The organism is Curtobacterium sp. Curtsp22 (genome assembly GCF_059492135.1).
In genome coordinates this window covers 136,523-158,068 of record NZ_CP168519.1, presented here as the reverse complement: position 1 = coordinate 158,068, position 21,546 = coordinate 136,523, and the positions used below count along the sequence as shown (strand labels likewise).

Here is a 21,546-nt window from a genome sequence, read left to right as displayed (position 1 = left end):
CGCCTCCCGTCCGTCAGGGGGTCGCGCCGCCGAGGGCGCGCAACACGCCGCGCGCGTCCCGTCGAGAGCGCACGAAGTGCCGCTCCACGGCGCCGACAGCGACCGATTTCGCGACCTCGCCGGGCGCGGCCGGGCGCGTCGAGGCGGACGGGAGGCGCGGTGCGGGCCCGACCCGCCTCCCGCCCGCCAGGGGGGCGCGCCGCCGAGGGCGCGCAACTCGCCGCGCGCGTGCCGTCGAGAGCGCACGAAGTGCCGCTCCTCGGTGCCGACAGCGACCGATTTCGCGACCTCGGCGGGCGTGGCCGGGCGCGTCGAGACGGACGGGAGGCGCGGTGCGGGCCCGACCCACGCCTCCCGTCCGCCAGGGGGGGGGCGCCGCCGAGGGCGCGCAACACGCCGCGCGCGTCCCGCCGAGAGCGCACGAAGTGCCGCTCCGCGGCGCGGCGAGCGGCACTTCGTGCGACCTCGGCGCGCCAGGCGCGCGCCAGGCGCGCGCGCGCCCTACGCGGCGCGGATCCGGTCCAGCGCCCGCTGCAGGTCATCGGGGTACTCCGCCGAGTACGACACCCACGACCCCGTGCGCGGGTGCTCGAACCCGAGCCGGACGGCGTCGAGCCACTGCCGCGTGAGCCCGAGCTCCTCGGCGAGCACCGGGTCGGCGCCGTACATCGTGTCGCCCACGAGCGGGTGCCGGGTCGCCGCCATGTGCACCCGGATCTGGTGCGTCCGACCGGTCTCGAGGTGCACCTCGAGCAGGGTCGCGGAGCGGAACGCCTCGAGGGTCTCGTAGTGCGTCACGCTCGGCTTGCCGTCGGCCGTGACCGCGAACTTCCAGTCGCTCGAGGGGTGCCGGCCGATGGGCGCGTCGATCGTGCCGGAGGTCGGGTCGGGGTGCCCCTGCGCGAGCGCGTGGTAGACCTTCTCGACCGTGCGCTCCTTGAACGCGCGCTTGAGGTGCGTGTACGCGAGCTCGGTCTTCGCCACGACCATCAGCCCCGAGGTGCCGACGTCGAGCCGGTGCACGATGCCCGCGCGTTCGGCGGCACCGGAGGTCGCGATCGTGAAGCCGGCGGCGGCGAGGCCACCGGGGACCGTGGGGCCGTCCCAGCCGGGCGAGGGGTGTGCGGCGACGCCGATCGGCTTGTCCACCACGACGATGTCGTCGTCGTCGTGCACGACCGTCATGCCGGGGACCTCGACCGGGATGATCCGGGGGGCTTCCTTCGGCGTCCACTCGACCTGCAGCCAGGAGTCGGCGTGCAACCGGTCGGACTTGTCCACCGTGACCCCGTCGACGGTCACGCCGCCGGCCGAGACGACCTCGGCAGCGAAGGAACGGCTGAACCCGAGGAGCTTCGCGATGGCGGCATCGACACGCTCACCGGCGAGCCCGTCCGGCACCGGAAGGGAACGGCTCTCGGTCACGTCGCGTCGTGCCCGAGGGTGTCCCGCCCGTCACGCGGCGCGCGCGGGTCCTCGACGAGGGGCCGGGAGGCGCGGTGCTCGTCCGCCTCGGAGGCGTCCGACTGCGCACGCGCCGCGTCCACTGCGCGCTGCTGCTTCGCGGAGAGGGCACGGGTGCCGTCGAGGTTCACCCCGAGGATCACCAGCAGGACGAAGACCACCATGCTGATGCAGATGAACGAGTCGGCGATGTTGTAGATCGCGGGCATCATCCACGGGGTCGAGATGAAGTCCACCACGTGGCCGCGACCGAAGCCGGGCTCACGGAAGAGCCGGTCGAGCAGGTTGCCGAGCGCCCCGCCGAGGAGCATGCCGAGCACGAGTGCCCACCACATCGACCGGATCCGCCGGGCGAACACGATGATCGCGACCACGACGGCGGTCGAGACGATCGAGAACACCCACGTCATGTTCACCGCGAACGAGAACGCGGCGCCGGGGTTCCGGACGTAGAGCAGCTGCAGGGCGTTCCCGAGGACCGGGACGGCGGTGCCGTACGGCAGGTTGGCGACGACGAGCGCCTTCACGCCCTGGTCGAGCGCCACCACGACGACAGCGGCGAAGGCCAGTGCCGCGATCGCGCGGACACTGACCTTCGCTCGTGATGCTGGTCGCGACAACGTCAGTTGCCGAAGCCCTGCGCCGATGCCGGCGCCGGGGTGAGCCCGGACTGCTCGGTGCCCGAGCCGTCCAGCTCGTTGAGCTGACCCTGGATGTAGCTCTTGAGCTGTGCACGGTAGTCGCGCTCGAACGTACGGAGCTCGTCGATCTTGCCCTCGAGCTGGCGCTGCTCCTGCTCGAGCACCGCGACACGCTGACGGTTCGTGTTCTCGGTGTCGGCGATGATCTGGCGCTGCTTCGCCTCGGCCTCGGAGACGAGACGGGCGGCCTGCGCGGTGCCCTCGGCGATGAGCGCGTCGCGCTTCTCGACGCCTTCGCGGACGTGCTCCTCGTGGAGACGACGTGCGAGCGTCAGGAGGTTCGTGGTGCCCTCGGTGTCCTCGTCGGCCGGGACCGTGGTGGCCGGCGCGGCGGCCGCGACCGGAGCGGGCTCCGGCGCGGCTGCCACGGGGGCGGGCTCCGGCTCGGGCTCGGGGGTCGGAGCGGACTGCTCGGCCTCGGCCGGCTTCGGCGCGGACTCGGCCGACTGCAGGCGCTGACGGAGCTCGTCGTTCTCGGCCGTCAGGCGACGGAGCTCGACGACGACCTCGTCGAGGAAGTCGTCGACCTCGTCCTGGTCGTAGCCCTCGCGGAACTTCGTCGGCTGGAACCGCTTGTTGACTACGTCTTCCGGCGTCAAAGCCATTGCCGTCACCTCAATAGAACTGCTGAACGTGTGGAACCGTCTCGGTGCGACCGAATCTACCAGTCGCGCCGAACGGTGCGGATGCCACGCCGGGGCGAGCATCGGATCCCGACCACCGTACACCGATGGTGGCCGTGAACCGTGACCACGCACTGGGCGTGGCGCGTGTCGTGTCCTCTTAGTTGGCGAACACGGGGATGAGCAGGGCGATCACGAACCGGATGATGATCGCCAGGAGGAGCACGATCGTCCAGCCGAAGTCGAGCGCCACGGGGCCCATGCGCATCGGCGGGAGGACCCGGCGGACCGCCCGGATCGGCGGGTCCGTCACGGTGTAGACCACGTCGGCGACGACGAGGAGTGCTCCGCGCGGCCGCCACGACCGGTTGAACTGCTGGACGATGTCGAGGACGAACCGCCCCCACAGCACGAGGATGTACAGCAGGAGGAGGTAGTACAGGATCGTGAGGATCGCGGTCACGATGGGGCTCGCTCAGCTCGGGTGCGGACCGTCATGCGACGAGCCGCACGGGGCGGGTGGGCCTGAGGGACTCAGGACTGGGCGAAGAAGGACGCCTCGATGTCGGACTCTACCTCAGGCGCCTCACCGCTCACCGCGACGTGCGCCGGCGACAGCAGGAACACCTTGTTGGTGACGCGCTCGATCTTGCCGTAGAGGCCGAGCGACAGCCCGGAGGCGAAGTCGATCATGCGGCGGGCGTCGGCCTCGGTCATCTGCGAGAGGTTGATGATGACGGGGATGCCGTCGCGGAAGCTCTCGGCGATGGACTGGGCGTCCTTGTACTCGCGGGGGTGGACGGTGAGGATCTCGTTCATTTCCTGGACCGGTGCTGCCTTCTGTGCGGACGTGTGCGAGCGGCGGAGCGGGGTGACCTGGGCGCCGCGCTGGTGGGTGTGCGCCTTGGGCTCGGCGGCGACGGGCGCCACCGGTGCCGCGGCGGGCGCGGGGGTCTCGTCGGCGACCGGAGCGGGCGCGGGGGCAGGGGCCGGAGCGGACTGCTGCCGCGCGGGCTGCTGCGGCTGCTCGTCCTCGTACTCGAGTTCCTCGTCGGCGAGGCCCAGGTAGACCATCGTCTTCTTCAGCGGGTTGGCCATGGTTCCTCCGGAGGTCGGTGCTCGTGGATGCCCTTGCAACGAGGCTAGGGCGCGACCGGCCGATTTCCCGTGATTGCGGTCCCGATCCGCAGGTGTGTCGCGCCCTCGAGCACGGCGTCGGCGTAGTCGCCGCTCATCCCGGCCGAGATGTCCGTCGCGGCGGGGGCGAGGGACACCACGCGCTCGGAGACCCCACGGAGCCGGGCGAAGGCCGCGCGCGGCTCCTCGTCGAGCGGTGCGACGGCCATCACCCCGCGGAGCCGGATCGTGCCGGTCGCGAGCACCCGCGACACCATGGCCTCGACGGCGTCGGGTCGGACGCCACCGCGGTCGGGGTCGTCGGTCAGGTTGACCTGCACGAACCCGTCGATCACCGGCGGCTCGGGCTCGGCCTCGGTCGGCGCGAACGCGTCCACGACGGACTCGCGGTCGAGCGACTGCACGACGTGCGCGTACCGCCGGACCTGCCGGGCCTTCTTCGACTGCAGCTGTCCGACGAAGTGCCAGGTCAGCGGGAGGTCGGCGAGCTCGGCGGCCTTCGCCTGCGCCTCCTGGTGCCGGTTCTCCCCCACGTCGGTCACGCCGAGCGCGGCGAGGTCGCGGACGAGCGACGCCGGGTGGAACTTCGTGACGACGACGAGCGTGAGCTCGTCGGCCGAGCGCCCTGCGGCGCGCGCCGCGTCGGACATGCCGCTCCTGACGGACGCGAGACGCGCCTCCAGTCCGTCGTCTGCTGACGGGGCGGACGGGAGGCGCGTGTCGGCTACCAAGGAGGGCTTACTTCAGGAAGTCGGGGACGTCGAGCTCGTCGTCATCGTCGTCGAACGCCGGGTCGGCGGCACGCTGCGCGGGCGCCTCGTGCTCCTGCGACGCCCACGACGGGGCGGACGAGGACGAGTCCTCGATCGCGCCGGTCGCACCGGCGGACGCCACCGGGACGGTCGCGCCGGCCTCGGGGTCGACCCAGCTGGAGCGGCGCTCCTTCTGCTGCGAGGTGGGCTCGCCACCGTCGAAGCCCGCGGCGATGACGGTCACGCGGACCTCGTCGCCGAGCGTGTCGTCGATGACGGCACCGAAGATGATGTTCGCCTCGGGGTGCACGGCTTCCTGCACGAGACGGGCCGCGTCGTTGATCTCGAAGATGCCGAGGTTCGAACCACCCTGGATCGAGAGCAGCACGCCGTGCGCACCGTCGATCGAGGCCTCGAGCAGCGGGCTCGCGACGGCCAGTTCGGCCGCCTTGATCGCCCGGTCGGCACCGCGCGAGGAACCGATGCCCATGAGCGCGGAACCCGCACCCTGCATGACGGACTTCACGTCGGCGAAGTCGAGGTTGATCAGGCCGGGGGTGGTGATCAGGTCGGTGATGCCCTGGACGCCGGCGAGGAGCACCTGGTCGGCCGTGGCGAACGCCTCGACCATCGAGATGCCGCGGTCGCTGATCTCGAGCAGGCGGTCGTTCGGCACGACGATGAGCGTGTCGACCTCGTCCTTGAGGCCGGCGACACCGTTCTCGGCCTGCGACTGACGACGCTTGCCCTCGAAGCTGAACGGCTTGGTGACGACACCGATGGTGAGCGCGCCGATCGACTTCGCGATGCGGGCGACCACGGGCGCACCACCCGTGCCGGTCCCACCGCCCTCACCGGCCGTGACGAAGACCATGTCGGCACCGGCGAGGGCCTCTTCGATCTCCTCCGCGTGGTCCTCGGCGGCACGACGGCCGACCTCGGGGTCTGCTCCGGCGCCGAGGCCGCGGGTGATCTCGCGGCCCACGTCGAGCTTGACGTCGGCGTCGCTCAGGAGCAGCGCCTGCGCGTCGGTGTTGATCGCGATGAACTCCACCCCGCGGAGGCCGAGCTCGATCATCCGGTTGACGGCGTTCACGCCGCCGCCGCCGACGCCGACGACCTTGATGACGGCGAGGTAGTTGTGGTTCGTGGTCACGTCAGTCAGGCCTCCGGTCGAACCCTCAACCTCTACTTGAAGTTCAGGGGCATTGCTGGTAGATGTGGTGCTGGCTTCGACGCTACGGGTGCGCTCCGGGCACTGTCGCCCCGCCACGCCGCGTGTCGCGCGATTCCGCGACGACTTCCGCTACTTCTTCGCGCGGATGATGCCGTTGTCCGGAGCGCTGACGTCGTACTCGACGACGACGCCGGGGTTCCGCGCCGCGTGGTCCTTCACGAGGGCCGCGAGCAGGGCCGCCTTCGCGTCCGACTGCTCCGGGTTCCCCCAGACGACGCTCGAGCCGTCCTTGAGGGTGAGCGTGACGTCGTCGGCGGTCGAGCCCTTCACGCTCGTCACCTGCTGACGCACGGTCGACGGGAGCGCGAGCACCACCTCGGTCATCGTGCGGAACTCCGACGAGCCGAGCTTCGCGTTGCCGATGTCGGCGACGGGCATGTTCGCGGGCTGCTTCGGCGACGACTGTACGACGATGCCGGCCGGGTCGACCAGGTCGAAGGACTTCCCCGACCGCACCGCGACGACCGGGGTGCGCTCGGTCACGGTGACCACGAGGGTGTGCGGCGGGGCTTCCTCCGTCACGTAGCTCTCGATGAGCGGGAAGCCGGCGATGTCCTTCTTGATGGCGTCGAAGTCGAGCCGGGCGAGCGGGGTGCCGATCTGGTCGGAGAGCGCCTGGCGGAGCTGGGTCTCGTCGACGCGGTTCGTCCCCTTGACCTCGATGGTCTGGAGCGCCATCAACGGCGAGAACACCGCGACGAGGATCGAGATCCCGAACACGAGGACGATGCTCGCGGCGGTGATCCAGGCGGCGCGGCGGTGCCGGCTGCGTCGGGTGAAGCGGCGGACCTCGGCGCGCTCGAGGAGGCGACGACGGCGCTTGGCCACCCGGGCCTCCCGGGCGGTCTCGGCAGCGCGGACGCCGGCGCCGATCGGGCGCTCGTGGCCGTCCTCGTCCGGGCCGTGCAGGTCGGTGAGGTGGGCGAGCCGCTCGGCGTCGCGGCGCTCGGTCTCCTGCCGCTCCCGGGCGAGGCGCTCGGCCTCGGGGTCGTGGTGGTCCTCGTCGGGCGTGTACTCGCGCAGTCTGCCGGCGACGGACGACAGTCCGGCGCCGAGGCGACGGCCGGCGGCGCCGGCGAGGGCACCGGCGCGGTCGCGAGCCGAGCCGTTCGACGTGTCGGCGGCGGTGGGGTCGTCCGTCTCGACGGCCGGTTCCTCGGTGGCGGGCTCGAGCCGCGCCTCCTGGACCTCCGGCGCGGGCTCGCGGGACGGACGCCGCGGGATCAGCGGGGCACGACGCTGCCGGGGCGCGCCCGCGCCGTCGGCAGGTGCGTCCGGACGGGCCGGCCGCTCGTCGAACCCCTCGGGACGCTTCACCGGGACAGCGCCCCGTCGTCGTGGAGGGCGCTGAGCACCTGCGGGATGATGCGGTACACGTCGCCGCAGCTCAGGGTCATGATGATGTCGCCGTCGCGCGCGGCCGCGGCCGCGCGCGCCGAGGCCTCGTCCCAGTCGGGCAGGAACTCGACGCGGGACTGGTCCGCGAAGCGCTCCTGCACGAGGGCGCCGGTGACACCGGGCTCCGGGTCCTCGCGGGCGCCGTAGACGTCGAGGACGACGGTGTGGTCGGCGAGCTCCTCGTAGACCTTGGCGAAGTCACCGGCCATGAGGCGCGTTCGCGAGTACAGGTGCGGCTGGTGGATCGCGATGATCCGGCCGTCGCCCACGACGTTCCGTGCAGCCTTGAGCGCCGCCGCCACCTCGGTCGGGTGGTGCGCGTAGTCGTCGTAGACCGAGACGCCGCGCTCGACGCCGTGCAGCTCGAAGCGCCGCTGGGTCCCGCCGAAGGCCTCGATGCCACGGATCGCGTCCTCGGCGGCGACGCCGAGTCCGGTCAGGACGGCGAAGGCGCCGACGGCGTTGATCGCGTTGTGGCGGCCCGGGACCCGGAGCGTCAGGTGGTGCGCCTCGCCCGCGGCGCGGAAGTCGACCTCGACCCCGGCGGACTCGGTGATCCCCTCGATCCGGACGTCGGCGTCGACGGCCTCGCCGAAGGTGACGATCTCGGGCGCGTCCGCGCGGGCGCGGATCCCGGCCGTGACCGCCTTCGCGCCGGCGTCGTCGCTCGAGATCACGACGCGCTCGCTCGCCTTCGCGGCGAATTCGACGAAGGCCTCGGTGAAGGCCTCCTCGCTGCCGTAGTGGTCGAGGTGGTCGGCGTCGACGTTCGTGATGAGGGCGACCGCGACGTCGTAGAGCAGGAACGAGCCGTCGGACTCGTCGGCCTCGACGACGAACAGGTCGCTCGAGCCGGGCGCCGAGCTCGTGCCGAGGGACTGGATGACCCCGCCGTTGACGAAGCTCGGGTCCAGCCCGAGCTCGACGAGCGCGGTGACGATCATGCCGGTGGAGGTGGTCTTGCCGTGCGCGCCGGCGACGGCGACGAGGCGGTGCTCGGCGATGAGGGCGGCGAGGGCCTGCGACCGGTGCAGGACCGGCAGGCCGCGGCGCTGGGCCTCGAGGAGTTCCGGGTTGTCCGGCCAGAGCGCGCTCGTGACGACGATGGAGTCCGCGTCACCGACGTTCGCGGCGTCGTGGCCGATGTGCACCTCGGCGCCGAGCTCGCGCATGGTGCCCGTGGTGGCGGTCTCGCGGGAGTCGCTGCCGGTCACGCGGTGGCCGGCGGCGAGGAAGAGCCGGGCGATGCCGCTCATGCCCGAGCCGCCGATGCCGACGAAGTGGACCGTGCCGAGGTCGTCGGGGATCGGCTGCGTCAGGTCCGGCTTGATGGTCATCGTTCCTCCGTGGTGCTGTCGTGCGTGCCATGCTTCGCATCGGTCGCGCGCTTCGCGGCGTCGAGGACGAGGTCCGTCATGCGGTCGGCGCCGTCGCGGTGTCCGACGCTGCCGGCACGGACGGTCATGTCGGCGATGCGGGCCCGGTCCTGCAGGGTGTTCAGCAGCTGGAACGTCACCCAGTCCTCGTCGAATTCCGCGTCGGCCACGAGGACCGCTCCCCCGGCGTCGACGACGTCCTTCGCGTTGTGCCGCTGCTCGCCGTTGCCGACAGGGTACGGCACGAGGACGCTCGGCAGCCCGACGGCGGTCAGCTCGCAGACCATGCCGGCGCCGGCGCGCGAGACCACGAAGTCGCTCGCGGCGTACGCCAGGTCCATCCGGTCGCAGTAGGGCAGCACGTGGTAGCCGTCGAGGTCGCTCGGGCCGATGTCGGACTTCCCGCCGACGACGTGCAGGACCTGCCAGCCGGCACCGACGATCGTCGCGGCGCTCCGGTTGACGGTGCGGTTGATGCTCCGCGCGCCGGAGGACCCGCCCGTGACGAGGAGGACCGGTCGGGCGGGGTCGAGACCGAACTCAGCGAGCCCCTCGGCGCGGCTCGCGCGACGGTCGAGCGACTCGATCTCGCGCCGGAGCGGCATGCCGACGACCCGGCCGTGACGGAGACGGGTGTTCGAGAAGGTCACGCCCACGTGGTCGGTGAGGAACGCTGCCAGGCGGTTCGCCAGGCCGGGCTTGGCGTTCTGCTCGTGCACGACGATCGGGGTGCCGGTACGGCGTGCGGCGATGTACGCCGGTGCGGCCGCGTAGCCCCCGACCCCGAGGACGACGTCGACCTCGCGCTCGCGGATGATCTGTTCGACCCGACGGACGGCGCCGAGGAACCCGCCGGGGAAGCGGAGCGCGGCGGCGTTCGGCTTGCGCGGGAACGGCAGGCGCGGGATCGTCAGCAGTTCGTAGCCGCGCATCGGGACGAGCCGGGACTCGAGCCCCTCGGCGGTACCGAGGACGAGGACCTCGGCGTCGGGCTCGCGCTCGGTCAGCCGGTCGGCGACCGCGAGCAGCGGGTTGACGTGGCCGGCGGTGCCGCCGCCCGCGAAGAGGTACGTGTTCACCGGAGGGTTCCGTTCGTGGTGGTGCGGCCGACGCTGTTCCTGCCCGGGAGGTCGCTCTTGCCCGGGAGGTCGCGCGCGAAGGACAGGACGACGCCGATGGCGACGAGGGTCATGATCAGCGCGGAGCCACCGGCCGAGATGAGTGGGAGGGGGACGCCGAGGACCGGTAGGAGGCCGAGGACCACGGCGATGTTGACGAGCGCCTGGCCGATGATCCACGCGAGCACGCCACCGGTGACGGTCTTCACGAAGGGGTCGTTCGACTGCCGGATGATCTTGATCATGCCGACCGCCAGGACCACGAACAGGGCGAGCACGACGACGGCGCCGACGAGCCCGAGCTCCTCGCCGATGATCGCGAAGATGTAGTCGTTGTCGGCTTCTGGGAGCCACGACCACTTCGCCTTGGAGTTGCCGAGACCCACCCCGAAGACGCCGCCGGAGGCCAGCGCCCACATGCCGTGGGTCGGCTGCCAGCAGAGGTCCTGGTACTGGCTCGTGTCGGTGCAGCCGGAGAGCCAGGCGCTGATGCGGTGCGACCGGGAGCTCGACGCCATCGTGACGAACGGCAGCAGCACGGCGAGGCCGAGCACCCCGACGAGCAGGTGCTTCGCCCGGGCGCCGCCGACGTAGAGCGCGCCGAACACCAGGATGAGCATGATCATCGCGGTGCCCTGGTCGCCGCCGACGAGGACGAGGCCGATCGACCCGAGCGACGCGATGCCGATCGGGATGAAGACCTCTTTCCAGTCGTCGAGCTTCTCCCGCTTGACGTACATGATCGCGCCGATGCCCAGCACGAGCGCGAGCTTGAGGATCTCGGACGGCTGCGCGGTGAACGACCCGAGGCGGATCCAGTTCCGGTTGCCCTGGATCGAGTAGCCGAGCGGGGTCAGGACGACGAGCGCCTGCACGACGAGGCCGACCCCGACGATCCACATCGCCCACTTCCGCCAGAACCGTGCGGGCAGGCGGGAGGCGATGAGCATGAGCGGGACGCCGAGCACGGCGTAGAGGCCCTGGCGGGAGGCCGCGCCGAAGAAGTCGTGCGTCGCCGCGTACTGCTCCACGCTCGACGAGGACAGCACCATGACGACGCCGAAGACGACGAGGAAGAGCGTGACGCCCAGGATCGTGTAGAAGGTGCTCGACTCGGCGACGAAGACGTTCTTGACGGCGACGACCGCCCCGTGGTGGCGGCGTGCGGGTGCGTGCGGTCGGCCGGGGGCCGCTCCGCCGCTACGGCCGCTCGGGAGATCCGTCGTCGCCATCGGCGTTTCCTCCCAGGTGCTCGTGGACCGCCGCCGCGAATCGACGCCCCCGGTCCGCGTAGGAGCCGAACTGGTCGAACGACGCCGCAGCCGGGGCGAGGAGGACCGTGTCGCCCGGCCTCGCGACCGATGCGGCATGCCGGACCGCCTCGGGCATGACCTGATCAGTGTCCGCTGCCTCGACCTGCAGCACCGGCACCCCGGGCGCGTGTCGCGCGAATGCCTCGAGCACGGGGCCGCGATCGGTCCCGATCACGACGACGCCACGGACGTCCGGCCCGAAGCGCTCGACGAGTCCGTCGATGTCGACGCCCTTGAACAGACCACCGACGATCCACACCACCTTGTCGAACGCCGCGAGCGACGCCGTGGCCGCGTGCGGGTTCGTCGCCTTCGAGTCGTCCACCCAGGTGACGCCCTCGGCGGAGGCCACCAGCTCGGTGCGGTGGTGGTCGGCGCGGAAGCCCTGCACGGCGGTGCGGATCGCGCTCGGCTGCACGGAGGCCGCACGGGCGAGCGCGGCCGCGGCGAGCACGTTCATCGTCATGTGCGGGCTGGCGAGCCCGGCGGCCTCGAGGTCGGCGACGGTCGCGAGCTCGAGCGCGCTGTTCCGTCGGTCGTCGGTGAAGGCCCGGTCGCAGAGGACGTCCTCGACCACCCCGACGTCGCCGGGCGCGGGGATCCCCGGGCCGAAGCCCACGGCACGGCACCCCTCGACGACGTCGGCGTCCTCGACCATGTGCCGGGTGACGTCGTCCGTCGTGTTGTACACGCAGGCGAGGACCGTGCGCTCGTAGACCTTGGCCTTCGCGGCCCGGTAGGCCTCCGCCGAGCCGTGCCACTCGAGGTGGTCGTCGGCGATGTTCAGGCAGGCACTGGCGAGGGGCACCACGGCACCGTCGCCGGTCGTCGGCATGTAGTGCAGCTGGTGGCTGGAGAGTTCGACGACGAGGACGTCGTAGCCGTCCGGGTCGCGCACGACGTCGAGGACGGGCACGCCGATGTTGCCGCACGCCACCGCGCGGAGCCCACCGGCCTCGAACATCGCGGTCGCGAGCTGCGTCGTGGTGGTCTTGCCGTTCGTGCCCGTGATGGTCACCCAGGGCGCAGCGACGGGGCCGCGCACGACCTTGTCACGGACACGCCAGGCAAGCTCGATGTCCCCCCACACGACGCTGTTCGCCACGGCCCACTGCACGGTCGCGTTGTGCGGCGGCAGGCCCGGCGACACGATGACGACGTCCGGCGCCTGGGTCTCGAGGGCGGCGGGGACCGAGTCGAGGGGCACCTGCACGAACTGCGCACCGATCACGTCGAGCAGCTCCACGCTGTCCGACGGGGCGTCGGTCGAGTAGACCGTCACCGCGCTGCCGAGCTCGACCAGGGTGTCGGCGACCGAGAACCCGGTGGCGCCGAGGCCGAGCACGGCGACGTTCAGCCCCTTCCAGCCCTCGGCGTACCAGCTGTCCAGGGAATCCAGGCGGGACGAGGACACCGCGTCAACCAACTCGTGCGATCCATTCGAGGTAGAACAGTCCGACACCCGCGGCGACGCAGAGTCCCGCGATGATCCAGAACCGGACGACGACGGTCACCTCGGCCCACCCCTTCAACTCGAAGTGGTGGTGCAGCGGACTCATCCGGAAGATGCGCTTGCCGTGCGTGATCTTGAAGTACGCCCGCTGCAGGATGACCGAGCCGGTGACGATGAAGAACAGACCACCGATGAGGATGAGCAGGAGCTCCGTGCGGCTGAGGATCGCGAGGCCGGCCAGCGCGCCGCCGAGCCCGAGCGACCCGGTGTCGCCGAGGAAGATCTGTGCCGGCGACGTGTTGTACCAGAGGAAGCCGATCAGGCCACCGCAGACCGCCGCCGCCACGACCGCGAGGTCCAGCGGGTTGGTCACGGTGTAGCAGGCGTGCTCGGTGTTCGCGTCGAGCCGGGCACCGCCGCAGATCTGGTTCGACTGCCAGAAGCCGATGATCACGTACGAGCCGATGGCCAGGATGCTCGAGCCGGTCGCGAGACCGTCCAGCCCGTCCGCCACGTTCACGCCGTTCGACGTCGAGACCGTCAGCAGGACGATCCACGCCAGGAACAGCACGGTGCCGATCACGGTGCCGAGCGCCATGAAGTCGAGCCACGGGATGTCCCGGATGGCCGACACCATCGTCGACGCCGGCGGCTTGCCGTTGCCGGACGGGACGACGAGCGCGACGGTCGCGAAGATGACGCCGACGATGACCTGCCCGAGGACCTTCGCCCAGCCGCCGAGGCCGAGACTGCGCTGACGACGGACCTTGAGGAAGTCGTCGATGAACCCGACGAACCCGAGGCCGACCATGAGGAACAGGACGAGCAGGCCGGACAGCGTGACCGAATCACGGCCGACCAGGTGTCCGACGAAGTAGCCGAGCACCGCGCCGATGATGAGGACGATGCCGCCCATCGTCGCCGTGCCGCGCTTCGTGTGGTGCGACTGCGGGCCGTCGTCGCGGATGAACTGTCCCCAGCCGAGGCGGTGGAACAGCTTGATGAACAGCGGCGTGAGCAGCAGTGTGAACACCAGCGACACGGCGCCGGCGATCAGGAGGGCGATCATTCGGTGACACCTCCGAGGCGGTCGCCGAGGAATCGCAGTTCGGCGGACTTCGAGGACTTGACGAGGACGACGTCGCCGGGGCGGAGCATGTCCTGCAGTGAGTGGACGGCGTCGTCGACGTCCTCGATGAACACGGACTCGCCGTCCCACGATCCCTCGAGGGTGGCGGCCTGGTGGATGGGCATCGCGCCGCGGCCGACGACCACGAGCTGTCCGATGCCGAGACGGACGACGAGCCGACCGATGCGGTCGTGCTCCTCCGTCGAGAACTCGCCGAGCTCGGCCATCTCGCCGAGCACGGCGACGGTCCGCTCCCCCGGGCGCACGATCTGCGCCAGGGTCCGCAGCGCCGCTGCGGTCGAGTCGGGCGACGCGTTGTAGGCGTCGTTGATCACGGTGACGCCATCGGGGCCGCCGGGGAGGAGCTCCATGCGCCAACGCTCGGCGCGTGTCATCGACGCGAGCGCGGCGGCGCCGGCGGCGAGCGGGACGCCCCACAGGTGGGCGACCGTGAGCGCGGCGGACGCGTTCATGGCGTGGTGCTCACCCAGGATCGCGAGCTGCACGTCGACGTGATCCGTGCCTCCTGGCCGTCCGTCCGCAGACGGGTCGCCTTCCTGGCGGACGGGAGGCGCGGTGAGCGTGAAACGGGTGCCGTTGCGGTCCGTCTCGATGCCGGTGATGCGGTAGTCGGCGTCGTCGGACGTGCCGAAGCCGACGACGTGGGCGGCCGTCAGGTCGCGCATCGACGCGACACGGTCGTCGTCGACGTTGAGGAGCGCGGTCGCGCTCCGGGGCAGGTCGGTGACCATCTCGGACTTGGCGCGCTGGGTCGCCTCGATCCCGCCGAACTCGCCGGCGTGCGCGAGGCCGACCTTGAGGACGACGCCGACGTCCGGCTCGGCGATCGCGACGAGCTTGGCGATGTGGCCGATGCCGCTCGCGCCCATCTCGACGACCAGGTACCGGGTGTCCTCGGTGATGCGGAGCATCGAGATCGGCGCACCGACGTGGTTGTTGAACGACCCCTGCGGCGCGACGGTCTCGCCGTGCTGCTCGAGGATCGTGCGGAGCATGTTCTTCGTGCTCGTCTTGCCGTTCGAGCCGGTGATCCCGACGACCTTGAGCGGCGCCGGGCGTCCGTCGACGTCGACGCGGTCGGCGGTCGCCATCCGGACGCGCGTGACGACCTCGTGTGCGAGCGCGGCGAGGGCGTCGTAGCCGTCCGCCACGACGATCTGCGGTGCCGTGGTCTCGACGCGCTCGGGCGTGATGACGAGCGCGGCGCCGGCCTCGGTCGCCGCGGGGACGAAGCGTCGCCCGTCGGTGACCTCGCCCGGGAGCGCGAAGAACACGCTGCCCGGCGTCACGAGGCGGGAGTCGGTCTCGACCGTGCCGTCGACGACCAGGTCGCCCTGGTCGGCGACGTCGGTCGCCTGGGCACCCGGGATCAGCTCGCCGTCGACCGCTGTCGCGATCTCGGCGAGGGTCATGGCGATCATCGGAGTTCCTCGGTGGGGCCGGAGTTCGGTTCCCAACCGGCCTCGCGGAGGGCCTGGCGGGCTTCGTCGCGTGCCGAGTACGGCGTGCGGACGCCCTGGATGTCGCGGTAGTCCTGGTGGCCGGGGCCGGCCCAGAGGATCGAGTCCCCCTCGCCGACGAGGCTCACCGCGGTGCGGATCGCAGCCTCGGGCGGGCTGACCTCGTGGAGCTCGTGCTCGGGGAACGCCTCGCGCGCGGCGTCGACGAGGGTCTTCCGGATCGACGCGGCGTCCTCGAAGCGCGGGTGGTGGTCGGTGACGACGAGGATGTCGCTCCCCGCAGCCGCCACGCGGGCCATGTCACCGCGCTTGGTCTTGTCGCGGTCGCCGTCGGCGCCGAAGAGCATGAGGACCTTGCCGGGGGTGAACTGCCGGACGGCCGCGAGGGTGTTCTCGAAGGCGTCGGCGCTGTGGCCGAAGTCGACGTAGACGCTCGGGCCGCGGTCGCCCGAGACGCGCTCGGTCCGGCCGGGCAGGTAGCACTCGATGGCGCTCGTCCGCTCGCCGCGCTGCTCGCGCTCGTCCTCGTCCGGGTAGCGGCGGTGGTTCGTCTCGAGCGCGTGCGCGATGGCGCCGAGCTCGAACCCGCCCTCGACCAGCATCACGATCGCGAGCGCGGCGTTCGCGGCCATGTGCCAGCCGATCAGCGGCACACGGGTGGTGAGCGCACGGCCCTCGGGACCGGTCAGGCGGAACTCCGTGTAGGCGGCGTGCGCCTCGACGATGTCGACGTGCCACTCGGCCTCGACGTCGGGGTGGACCGTGATGGTCGTGACCGGGATCCGGGAGTCCTGCACCACGCGGTGACCCCAGTCCGTGTCCAGCGAGACGACACCGCGACGGGCGTGTTCGGGCTGGAACAGCGGGAGCTTCGCCTGGTAGTACTCCTCCATGTCGGCGTAGTCGTCGAGGTGGTCGTGCGACAGGTTCGTGAAGGCCGCGACGTCGAAGACGATGCCGTCGACGCGGTGGCGGCTGAGGGCCTGGGCGCTCACCTCGACGGCGACCGCGCGCACCTCGCTCTCGCGCATCCGGGCGAGCAGGGCGTGCATCTCGCTCGCCTCGGGCGTGGTGAGGCGGCTCGTGACGCTGAGCGCGCCGATGTGCCGCTCGGCGGTGGAGCTGAGGCCCGTGACGAGGCCGAGCTGCTTGAGGATCCCCTCGAGGATGTAGGACGTGCTCGTCTTGCCGTTCGTGCCGGTGACGGCGAACAGCTGCGGCAGGTCGGTGGCCTCGTCCGGGTGGGTGCGGTACACCCACGCCGACACGTCGCCGAGGGCCGCACGGGGGTCGTCGACGACGAGCACCGGCAGACCTGCCGCCTGGGCGTGCTCCACGCCGGCGTCGTCGGTCAGGACCGCGACCGCGCCGCGCTCGGCGGCCTCGGCGGAGAACTCCGCGCCGTGCCGGTTCGCACCGTGCACGCCGACGAAGAGGTCACCCGGCTGCACCTCGGCGGCGCTCAGGGTGACGCCGGTCGTCTCGACGGCGTCGACCGAGCCGACGACTCGCAGACCGAACGCGTTCGCGAGTTCGGCCACGGCCCTCGGGGTCGGGTGTTCGGGTCGGAGGACCGGGGGGATCCGTGCGGACAAGTGCTCCTTCTTCCTCACCACGTGGTCGGGTAGGTCTTCGCCGGCGTCGTGGAGGGGGCTACTCGGTACTTCTCGAGCACCTGGGACATGAGAGTTCGGAACGCCGGAGCCGCTCCGCTGGACCACTTGTTGGCCTGCGGCTTCGTGAACGTCACCGTGACAACATACTGGGGGTCCTCGGCGGGTGCCATTCCGGCCACCGAGGTGATGCGCTGGCCGCCGTAGCCCTTCGACCCCTCGGCGACCTCGGCCGTGCCCGTCTTCGCGGCGATGTTGTAGCCGGAGATCGGCTTCATCCCCACGAGGGTGCCGCCGGTGACCACGCTCTGCAGCATGTCCGTGACCTGCGTCGCGGCGTTCGCGGACACGACGCGCGTCGGCTGCACGTCGGGCGCGTCGATCGTCTTGCCGTCGGCGGTCTGGCACCCCTTCACGAGGTGCAGCGGGATCCGGACGCCGTCGTTCGCCAGGGTCTGGAAGATGCTCGCGACCTGGATCGCGGTCGTCGAGATGCCCTGGCCGAACATCGAGTTGATGTTCGTCTGCTGGTCCCAGTTCGGGCTCGTGCCGTAGTCCATCGACGGCTGGCCCGGGTAGTCGATCGCCGACTCGGGCTCGAACAGGCCGAACTTCTGCATGTAGTCGTACCGCTGCTGCGCGGTCAGTCGCTCGCCGAGCTCGGTGATCCCGACGTTCGAGGAGTTCTGCAGGATGCCCGTGAGCGTGAGGTTCTCGGTGTCGTGGAACTCGGAGTCGTGGATCGACCCGCCCCAGGGGAACGAGCGCGTGTACGGCACGACGGCCTGGTCGGTCGGACTCGACTTGCCCTGGTCGATGAGGGCCGCGGCGATGGCGGCCTTGATGGTGGAGCCGGGCTCGTACGTGGCCGTGAGGGCCCGGGAGCCGAACGCGCCCTTGTCGGTCGTGCCGTCGACGTTGTTCGGGTCGACCGTCGGGTAGTCCGCGACGGCCAGGAGTTCGCCGGTCTTCACGCTCGTGACGGTCGCCGTCGCCGACTCGGCCTGCAGGGACTTCGCGGCGGACGCGATCGTCTGCTCGGCCATGTACTGCAGGTCGCCGTCGATCGTGGTCTCGACGGTCCCGCCGTCCTTGGCTTCCTTCGTGGTCACGGTGCTGCCCGGGAGCTGGACACCGTCGGACCCGCGCTCGTACGTCTCGGAGCCGTTCGACCCGGCCAGGCACTTGTCGTAGGCGTACTCGAGGCCGGCCTGGGCGCCGTCGGTGCCCATGAAGCCGGTGATGTTGCCGGCCGTCGCACCCGTCGGGTACACCCGTGACGCCTGCTGCTCCTTGTAGATCCAGGGGATGTCGAGCGCGGTCACCGCCTCGTAGTGCTTCACGTCGAGGCCCTTGACCAGGTAGGCGAAGTCGGACCGCGGGTTGGCCGCGATGTTCTTCTGCATGGTGGCGACGTCACCGCCCGACGCCTTCGCCAATGCCGTCAGTGCCTGGTCGACCGAGACGTCCTTCACCCGGGTGCCGCCGAGCTTGCCCTCGAACTTCTTGACCAGGCGTGGCGCGGTCGTGATGTTGTACCGGGTGACGCTGTCGGCGAGCTCGGTCCCGTTGCGGTCCACGATCGACCCGCGGGTGCCGTAGATCGTGACGGGGATGCTCCGCTTCTCCTTCGACAGCTCGTTGAGCGCGGCGGCCTGGACCACCTGGATGTCGACGAGGCGGATCACGAAGACCGCCACGAGGGCGATCACGGCGATCATCACGACGCTGTAGCGGAGTCGTCGGCTGCGGATCGTCTTCGTCACGCGGTGCGGTCCTTCCCGGGGTGGAGCGGTCGTGCGGCAGGAGCCCCCGGCCCGCAGGTCACCGGGTGGACGGGGCCTGGAGCTGGTTCGGGTCGGACTCTACGTCGGCCGTCGAGGAAGCCCCGGCCGACGCGCTGGCGCCTGCGGTCTTCCCAGCGTCCGCCGCGGCGGCGTCGCTGCCCGCCGTGGGCCCGGTCTCCTTGCTGGTGGAGGTGTCGCCCTGCTTCGCGGCGAGCGGCACCTCGTCCAGCAGCGAGTTCGGGACCTGGTTCGAGGTCGCCGCCGTGGCCTGGTCCGCGACCGCCGGGGTCGGCGTGCCGTACACGCGGCCGGTCTTCGGGTCGAGGTACACCGGCGTCGAGTTCGCGATCATGCCGAGTGCCTGCGCGTTGCGGGCCAGGTTCTGCGGCGAGTCGAGCACTCGGAGCTCCTCGGACAGCGACTGCTGCGTGCGGGAGAGGTTCGTCTGCTCCGCGCTGAGGGAGTTCAGCGTGTACGCGCCCTGGCTGAGCACCATGCTGATGCCGAGCTGCGCGAGGAGCAGGATGCCGAGGGCGGCCACCGCCACCACGGCGTACGCGATGCGCGGGCGGGCACGGCGCTGGGCCTTCGTCGGGGTGACCTCGACGAGCTCCGGCCGGTTCTGCCGCGTCGGACGCGGGGCGCGGGACGGGACGACGGCGGGGTCGACGAGTGCGAGGTTCGTGCTCATGTCACTTCCGGATCCGCTCGGCCGCGCGCAGGCGCACGGGGGTTGCTCGTGGGTTGGCGGCGCGTTCGGCTTCGTCGGCCAGCTCGGCGCCCTTGACGACCAGTTCGTACGTCGGCCGGTGCTCGGGCAGTTCGACCGGCAGGCCAGCGGGTGCGCTCGACTTCGTCCGTGCGGTCAGCGCCCGCTTGACGATGCGGTCCTCGAGCGACTGGTACGACTCGACGACGATGCGGCCACCGACCGCGATGGCGTCGAGCGCTGCCGGGATCGCCCGTTCGAGCACGCTCAGTTCGGCGTTCACCTCGATGCGCAGCGCCTGGAACACGCGCTTCGCGGGGTGCCCCTGGCGCTGGATGGCCACCGGGGTCGCGTCGTGCAGGACCTGGACGAGGTCGCCGGACATCTCGAACGGGGCGGTCGCCCGTCGCTCGACGATCGCCCGGGCGTAGCGTCCTGCGAGCTTCTCCTCGCCGTAGCGCTGGAAGATCCGGCGCAGCTCGCCCTCGTCGTAGGTGGCGAGGACGTCGGCGGCGGTCTGCCCCTCGGTCCGGTCCATCCGCATGTCGAGCGGTGCGTCCTGGCTGTACGCGAAGCCACGCTCGGCACGGTCGAGCTGCAGGGAGCTGACGCCGAGGTCGAACAGGACGCCGTCGACCTCGTCGAAGCCCTCGCCCTCGATCGCGTCGACGATGCCGTCGTAGACCGTGTGCACCAGGCGGACGCGGTCACCGAAGCGGGCGAGCCGCTCCCCCGCGATGCCGAGCGCGTCGGTGTCGCGGTCGAGGCCGATGAGTGTCAGCTCCGGGAAGCGCTCGAGCAGCCCCTCGGAATGGCCGCCCATGCCGAGCGTCGCGTCGACCACGACCTTGCCCGGCCCCTCGAGGGTGGGCGTGAAGAGGTCGACGATGCGCTCGAGCATCACCGGGGTGTGGGGGAAGCGCTGTGCGCCCGTCTCGTTCTCGGCCATGTGCAGCCCCTCGTCCTCCGGGCCGCGGGTCCGGATCCCCATCCATGCGACCTGACACCGGGGAAGGGGTGTCAGGGATGCACGGCTGGGAGTCCCGATCCACGGATCAGAAGATCCCCGGGATCACCTCCTCGTCGTTGTCGGCGAAGCCCTCTTCGACTTCTGCGTAGTAGGCCTCCCAAGCGGGGGTCGACCAGATCTCGGCACGGTCACCGGAGCCGATGACCGTCAGGTCCCGCTCGAGCCCCGCGTACTCGCGGAGGTTCTGCGGGATGGTGACGCGGTTCTGCTTGTCGGGCTGTTCCGCGCTCGCTCCGGAGAGGAACAGGCGCATGTAGTCCCGGGTGCGCTTCGAGGTCATCGGTGCGGTGCGGATGCGCTCGTGCAGTTGCTCGAACGTGTCCGCGCTGAAGACGACGACGCAGCGCTCCTGCCCGCGGGTCATCACGAGGCCCCCGGACAGTTCGTCCCGGAACTTGGCGGGGAGGATCACGCGACCCTTCTCGTCGAGCTTCGGGGCATGGGTACCGAGCAGCACGTCGGGCCTCCCCTCCGCTCCACCGGACCGTTGTGTCCCCCACTTTACTCCACTCCCCTCCCCAGGGTGCGGAAATCATTCCCGAAATCGCCGTCGTGCCCTGTTTTGGGGTCGATGGAGGCTCAGTTCCGGCGCGCTCGAGCGCGGAGAAGCCCGAATCCTCGGGGATCGGAGACCCGGTGGAGGGATGTGGAGCGCGTGGAGGGAAGTGGAGGACTTCCACAGCTCGAGCGCGCGCTCCCGCGGCGCGGCGGCGGCTCGCGCCGCTCGTGCCGCTCGTGCCGCTCGCCGAGCGGGCGGAATCGTTCGCTCAGCGGCGCCGAGCGGGCCGTTTCGCGCCCGCTCGGCGACCGGCCGGCGGCGTGTTGCGCCCGTTCAGCGGGCACCTGCGGGACGGGAGGCGCGGTGCGGCGCCGACCCGCGCCTCCCGTCCGATGGCACGCACCGCCCACCCCCGCGGTCACGACCCGCCGCGCGCGGACCGCCGAGCGGGCGCGATCGGCCGCCGCGCGGCCTCGAACGGGACCAATTTCGCCCGGTCGCCGAGCGGGCACGATCCGCCGCCGCGCGGCCTCGAACGGGACGTGTTTCGCCCGCTCGGCACCTCCGGACGGCCGTGCCGGATCCCGAGCACCGGGCGGGGTTCCACGACTCGCCGAACGTTCGACGCCGAGGTCCCGGGAACTGCCGCTCCGGGCGGCCGAGATGCCACGATCGTGGAACCTCGCCAGCCGCGACCGCCCCGGCGCCCGCCCACCCAAGCCGACG

19 protein-coding genes are annotated in these 21,546 nt (G+C 71.3%); all 19 read right to left on the bottom strand.

Annotated elements, in window-relative coordinates:
- Positions 1–501: 501 nt before the first annotated feature.
- Positions 502–1,425 (bottom strand): RluA family pseudouridine synthase, encoded by a 924-nt coding sequence (locus tag ACEN8D_RS00745; protein ID WP_070418659.1) that lies wholly within the window; start codon positions 1,423–1,425, stop codon positions 502–504.
- On the bottom strand, positions 1,422–2,084 hold the full coding sequence (lspA, locus tag ACEN8D_RS00740; RefSeq protein WP_413400151.1) for a signal peptidase II: 663 nt from the start codon (positions 2,082–2,084) through the stop codon (positions 1,422–1,424). Before lspA ends, ACEN8D_RS00745 begins: the two co-directional genes overlap by 4 nt.
- 2 nt (positions 2,085–2,086) lie before the next feature.
- Positions 2,087–2,770, bottom strand: a complete 684-nt coding sequence (locus ACEN8D_RS00735) for a DivIVA domain-containing protein (RefSeq protein WP_309779281.1) — start codon at positions 2,768–2,770, stop codon at positions 2,087–2,089.
- A 178-nt stretch (positions 2,771–2,948) separates the two neighbouring features.
- Positions 2,949–3,251, bottom strand: a complete 303-nt coding sequence (locus ACEN8D_RS00730; protein WP_083295315.1) for a YggT family protein — start codon at positions 3,249–3,251, stop codon at positions 2,949–2,951.
- 71 nt (positions 3,252–3,322) lie between these two features.
- Positions 3,323–3,886: a cell division protein SepF gene (locus ACEN8D_RS00725; protein ID WP_309779280.1), complete on the bottom strand. Its 564-nt coding sequence runs from the start codon at positions 3,884–3,886 to the stop codon at positions 3,323–3,325.
- Between the two features lie 44 nt (positions 3,887–3,930).
- Complete coding sequence (locus ACEN8D_RS00720) at positions 3,931–4,575, bottom strand: YggS family pyridoxal phosphate-dependent enzyme (RefSeq protein ID WP_413399902.1); 645 nt, start codon at positions 4,573–4,575, stop codon at positions 3,931–3,933.
- Positions 4,576–4,663: 88 nt separating this feature from the next.
- Entirely contained in the window at positions 4,664–5,833 is a 1,170-nt protein-coding gene (gene ftsZ / locus ACEN8D_RS00715) for a cell division protein FtsZ (protein WP_070418655.1), read from the bottom strand.
- 150 nt (positions 5,834–5,983) lie between these two features.
- Entirely contained in the window at positions 5,984–7,231 is a 1,248-nt protein-coding gene (locus ACEN8D_RS00710; RefSeq protein ID WP_495601115.1) for a cell division protein FtsQ/DivIB, read from the bottom strand.
- The gene (gene murC / locus ACEN8D_RS00705; protein WP_495601114.1) at positions 7,228–8,649 is read right to left on the bottom strand and encodes a UDP-N-acetylmuramate--L-alanine ligase; all 1,422 of its coding nucleotides are present in this window, start codon (positions 8,647–8,649) and stop codon (positions 7,228–7,230) included. Before murC ends, ACEN8D_RS00710 begins: the two co-directional genes overlap by 4 nt.
- Entirely contained in the window at positions 8,646–9,767 is a 1,122-nt protein-coding gene (murG, locus tag ACEN8D_RS00700; RefSeq protein ID WP_413398541.1) for an undecaprenyldiphospho-muramoylpentapeptide beta-N-acetylglucosaminyltransferase, read from the bottom strand. The genes murC and murG overlap by 4 nt, the downstream gene beginning before the upstream one ends.
- Positions 9,764–11,038: a putative lipid II flippase FtsW gene (ftsW, locus tag ACEN8D_RS00695; RefSeq protein ID WP_413398539.1), complete on the bottom strand. Its 1,275-nt coding sequence runs from the start codon at positions 11,036–11,038 to the stop codon at positions 9,764–9,766. The genes murG and ftsW overlap by 4 nt, the downstream gene beginning before the upstream one ends.
- On the bottom strand, positions 11,007–12,533 hold the full coding sequence (gene murD, locus ACEN8D_RS00690) for a UDP-N-acetylmuramoyl-L-alanine--D-glutamate ligase (protein ID WP_413398538.1): 1,527 nt from the start codon (positions 12,531–12,533) through the stop codon (positions 11,007–11,009). The genes ftsW and murD overlap by 32 nt, the downstream gene beginning before the upstream one ends.
- Before the next feature lie 4 nt (positions 12,534–12,537).
- The gene (gene mraY, locus ACEN8D_RS00685) at positions 12,538–13,641 is read right to left on the bottom strand and encodes a phospho-N-acetylmuramoyl-pentapeptide-transferase (RefSeq protein ID WP_070418650.1); all 1,104 of its coding nucleotides are present in this window, start codon (positions 13,639–13,641) and stop codon (positions 12,538–12,540) included.
- Entirely contained in the window at positions 13,638–15,143 is a 1,506-nt protein-coding gene (locus ACEN8D_RS00680) for a UDP-N-acetylmuramoyl-tripeptide--D-alanyl-D-alanine ligase (RefSeq protein ID WP_413398536.1), read from the bottom strand. The genes mraY and ACEN8D_RS00680 overlap by 4 nt, the downstream gene beginning before the upstream one ends.
- On the bottom strand, positions 15,140–16,777 hold the full coding sequence (locus ACEN8D_RS00675) for a Mur ligase family protein (protein WP_413398535.1): 1,638 nt from the start codon (positions 16,775–16,777) through the stop codon (positions 15,140–15,142). The genes ACEN8D_RS00680 and ACEN8D_RS00675 overlap by 4 nt, the downstream gene beginning before the upstream one ends.
- A 14-nt stretch (positions 16,778–16,791) precedes the next feature.
- A complete protein-coding gene (locus ACEN8D_RS00670) occupies positions 16,792–18,561 on the bottom strand; it encodes a peptidoglycan D,D-transpeptidase FtsI family protein (protein ID WP_309886819.1) in 1,770 nt (589 codons plus the stop codon).
- Between the two features lie 58 nt (positions 18,562–18,619).
- Entirely contained in the window at positions 18,620–19,273 is a 654-nt protein-coding gene (ftsL, locus tag ACEN8D_RS00665) for a cell division protein FtsL (protein ID WP_309886818.1), read from the bottom strand.
- 1 nt (position 19,274) lies between these two features.
- Positions 19,275–20,240, bottom strand: a complete 966-nt coding sequence (gene rsmH / locus ACEN8D_RS00660; RefSeq protein ID WP_175473627.1) for a 16S rRNA (cytosine(1402)-N(4))-methyltransferase RsmH — start codon at positions 20,238–20,240, stop codon at positions 19,275–19,277.
- Positions 20,241–20,346: 106 nt separating this feature from the next.
- Positions 20,347–20,778, bottom strand: coding sequence for a division/cell wall cluster transcriptional repressor MraZ (gene mraZ / locus ACEN8D_RS00655; RefSeq protein WP_022906684.1), 432 nt, complete (start codon positions 20,776–20,778; stop codon positions 20,347–20,349).
- Between the last annotated feature and the right edge of the window lie 768 nt (positions 20,779–21,546).

Coding starts and splice junctions, on each gene's coding strand:
- ACEN8D_RS00735 (WP_309779281.1), bottom strand. CDS start 2,770: ATGGCTTTGACGCCGGAAGACGTAGTCAACAAGCGGTTCCAGCCGACG.
- ACEN8D_RS00725 (WP_309779280.1), bottom strand. CDS start 3,886: ATGGCCAACCCGCTGAAGAAGACGATGGTCTACCTGGGCCTCGCCGAC.
- ACEN8D_RS00720 (WP_413399902.1), bottom strand. CDS start 4,575: ATGTCCGACGCGGCGCGCGCCGCAGGGCGCTCGGCCGACGAGCTCACG.
- murC (WP_495601114.1), bottom strand. CDS start 8,649: ATGACCATCAAGCCGGACCTGACGCAGCCGATCCCCGACGACCTCGGC.
- ftsW (WP_413398539.1), bottom strand. CDS start 11,038: ATGGCGACGACGGATCTCCCGAGCGGCCGTAGCGGCGGAGCGGCCCCC.
- mraY (WP_070418650.1), bottom strand. CDS start 13,641: ATGATCGCCCTCCTGATCGCCGGCGCCGTGTCGCTGGTGTTCACACTG.
- ACEN8D_RS00680 (WP_413398536.1), bottom strand. CDS start 15,143: ATGATCGCCATGACCCTCGCCGAGATCGCGACAGCGGTCGACGGCGAG.
- ftsL (WP_309886818.1), bottom strand. CDS start 19,273: ATGAGCACGAACCTCGCACTCGTCGACCCCGCCGTCGTCCCGTCCCGC.
- rsmH (WP_175473627.1), bottom strand. CDS start 20,240: ATGGCCGAGAACGAGACGGGCGCACAGCGCTTCCCCCACACCCCGGTG.